We start from the raw sequence: 3,442 nt of genomic DNA, 5'->3' as shown, positions 1-3,442 counted from the left end.
AAACTCAGTACAAGCAGTGCACCGGTTAGCGGGACAAGTGGTAGTGTGTTTGGTTTGTTAATATTCAGGAAAAAGAGCCACTTTTATTCACTAAAAGTATACCAGCAAAAATAAAAAAAATTAGTTAGAATTAACATAATTTTTTGTTCTATAACTATCCCCATCAATTTTTATTATTTCAGCATGATGAACAATTCTGTCTATAATAGCAGAAGCCATCACGATATCGCCAAAAATATTACCCCAGTCTTCAAAGTTTCTATTTGATGTAATTATAATAGATCCGGTTTCATATCTTTTTCTTATTACTTCAAAAACTCCATCAGTAAATTCGGATGGTATTTTTTTAAAACCTAATTCATCAAGTATTAGCAAGTCAGCTCCTACAATATTGTTCATCAATTGCCTTATTGAACCATCAGCTCGAGCAGCATTAAGTTTTTCAATTAAATCGTTGATATGTAAGAACAATACTTTATATCCTTGCTTAAGGGCTTCGATTCCTACAGCATTTGCAAGATGAGTTTTACCAACTCCGGGTTTTCCCATAAACACAATATTCTTGTTTTGGTTTATAAACCTGCATGATGCAATTTCCATAATTTGTTTTTTGTTTAACTTAGGTTGGTAATTAAAATCGAAGTCGTCTATACCTTTCTGGGTATTTATTTTTGATTTATTGAGTCTTTTTCCAAATGAATTTGCTTTTCTATTTACGTATTCATCTTCTATTAAAAGTTCAATAAAGTCAATATAAGACATGTTATTTTCAACTGCATACTTATTTCTGCTTTCAATTGATTTTACCATTCCTGCAAGTTTTAATTGTCTGAGTTTTGTTTTTAATTTTTCCATATCAATTTTCATTTATTTGGTTATTAAATAATTCGTCATATTTTCTTAATTCTCCATGATGCCCACCGGCATTTTTTACTGATAGGTTTTCTTTATTTTTATCATAGAGTCCATTTTTGCAAATATTTTTAACAGTTGAGTATTCATATATCTGGAACTCTATAGCTCTCTTACAAGCATTATTTATTGTTTTGTATTCATAGTTCTTTTTTAATGACAATACTCCCCTTATAATCTGTATCCACGTTTTTGGTTTTTCTTGTTTTACTTTTTCAAAAAACATATTAGCATCACTCCCAAGTTCAGATATTTTTTCCCTGTACATATCTTCTGTCTTTTTTTGTTTTTGAAGTGGTGCATGATCATCTATAGTAATAAACTTTCCTTGATTATTGCATACATGGTGAAGGGCTATTTCTTTGGCATCATCATAAATCTTTAATAGAGTACCATTAGATTTAATTATTAGTTTTTTACCAATAAAAGTATATGGCACCGAATAAAAATTATTTTTATAGCTTATGTGTCCATATGTGTTTACCTTGCGATGTTCTATTGTAAATAGTTCATAGCGTTTTTCAGGCAAAGGCTGCATCTGCTTTTTTTCTGATGTAAAATACACATCTTCAGGAACTCTCTTTGTTGTGCCATGCAGTCGTTTATTGCAAATGTTTGTAGTCCAATCCAAAAGGTCTTTTTCTAACTGATAGTAATCTTTATGTTCTACTCTTTTTAGAAAGTTGTTTTTTACATATTTAACCCCTGATTCAGCTTTCCCTTTATCTTGTCCACGCCTGATTCTTGCAGTAATAGGAGCACAATTATAATGATTTAAAAAATCTGCATATTGTACTTGTATTGTAGGCTCATAAAAATTAGGAGTAATAACCCCTGCTTTTAAATTATCTATTTTTACAGTATCGGGAACTGCACCAAAATACTCAAATGATTTTATGTGGCACCTGATAAAGCTTTCCACATTTTGATTTGTAACAAGGCAATGGTAACTGTATCTACTATGTGATAAAACAATAGAAAAGCACCAAACCTTAACAGTCTTTCCATCCTTTATAAACTTACCCAAATAGCCAAAATCAACCTGTCCTTCCTCTCCAGGCTTAGCTATTAGAGGAATATAAACCTCAGGGTCTTTAAATTGTTGTAAGAATCTTGAAACACTGGCATAACTAACTTTAAAAGACTTTTCTTTAAGCAACTTTTCTTGTATTAAAATACCAGTTAACCCCTGCTGAAACCATTCTTCTATTGATTCTTTGTACTTGTCAAGCTTTTTCCCCTTTTCTATTTTTGGAACCTTGATACCTGTAGTATTTATTTCTTCTAAATACTTTTTCACAGTTACTCTGCTTATCCCTAATTCTCTAGATATGGCTCGCTGACTAAAGCCCTTATCCAATAATGTTTTCACTGTAATTTTCATCTCTATACCATGCATTGTGTCTTAGTTTTGCTAATTATTCTAAGACGGTTTAACAATAATTTAGTGTAAACCAGAGCTTCATTTATTCCGTTTCGCTACGCTTCACTACATAAATGAAGCTCTGGTTTAATGGTATACTTTTGATGAATATTGGTGGTATAGTTTTAATGAATATTAACAACATCTCAAAATATAGTGTGACTTTGTGCAGAACTTAGTAATGGAGCTACTTTTTTTAGTTACACAATGTTTCTCAAAGTTAAATCACGAAGTTTCTCAAAGTATCAAAACCTGATAATTAGTTTATGAAAATAATCCACTATGCAACTCAATTTTCCTATTAATAAAGCTTCTTAAATCAATTTCATACAAACAAACTGAATAATTACTATTCCTTAATTAATTTACCTGTTTTTCTTTCTTCGTTTACAGTAATACTATAAAAATATAAGCCGGGTTTTAATTGATTTATAAATATCTGAGAAGTTTTATGCAAGTTTTTATCTAAAATTGTTTTCCCATTAATATTAAAAAGTTGAAAATTGATTTTTTCTCCTTCGGAAATTGTAATGTTTAAAATATCTTTAAGAGGGTTTGGATATATTCGAACTTCCTTACAATTTTTGGTTTCGGAAATATTTGTTGTTGAAAAATCACAAGGCTCATGTAATAAATAGCTGATGGTATTATCCTCATAACATCTTAAAAAACCCAAATATCCTGCCAAACATTGATTTACAGACATTCCAAACAAGCCGCGATTTGAACCTAAATATTTAGTAAAAACTCCCAAATCCCATAGTGAATATGAATGGTGGTCGTACTCTTCCGGTACAACAGTTTCGGTATGAAATTCTAAAAGTTCATTATCAGCAATCTGAAGTGTATCTATGTCTATTATTAAGGCATAATAAATTGTGTCGGGTTGACTCGGAAGTCCTCCGCAACCAACTTCAAAAAAATGAGCATTCGATGGCAGGAAATATTCCAAAGTATCCCCTATGCTTATGCTATAGTCAAATAATAACTTAAATTCATTGTTTTCATAAAAATAGATTTTATCATTTTCTTCGTGTATGATAACTTCTGCGGCAAAGTTTTGAGCATTATTTACAAATAAATGTAAAACAGTAGAATAATTTTCAT

The 3,442-nt window shown here is 30.4% G+C and carries 3 protein-coding genes; all 3 read right to left on the bottom strand.

From position 1 onward, the window contains the following. Positions 1 to 120: 120 nt before the first annotated feature. Positions 121 to 855, bottom strand: a complete 735-nt coding sequence (locus EA412_00200; GenBank protein ID TVR84703.1) for an AAA family ATPase — start codon at positions 853 to 855, stop codon at positions 121 to 123. Between the two features lies 1 nt (position 856). Continuing rightward, positions 857 to 2,311, bottom strand: coding sequence for an IS21 family transposase (locus tag EA412_00195; protein ID TVR84702.1), 1,455 nt, complete (start codon positions 2,309 to 2,311; stop codon positions 857 to 859). 373 nt (positions 2,312 to 2,684) lie between these two features. Then, positions 2,685 to 3,442, bottom strand: a 758-nt coding sequence (locus EA412_00190) for a T9SS C-terminal target domain-containing protein (GenBank protein ID TVR84701.1), incomplete at its 5' end; no start/stop codon positions are given.

The sequence above is a fragment of the Chitinophagaceae bacterium genome, assembly GCA_007695095.1.
Taxonomy (GTDB): domain Bacteria; phylum Bacteroidota; class Bacteroidia; order Chitinophagales; family REEL01; genus REEL01.
This window is presented reverse-complemented; position numbering and strand designations above follow the sequence as displayed.

Bases quoted from the DNA above. Each gene is read 5' to 3' on its own strand.
- EA412_00200 (TVR84703.1), bottom strand. From the start codon at position 855: ATGGAAAAATTAAAAACAAAACTCAGACAATTAAAACTTGCAGGAATG.
- EA412_00195 (TVR84702.1), bottom strand. From the start codon at position 2,311: ATGCATGGTATAGAGATGAAAATTACAGTGAAAACATTATTGGATAAG.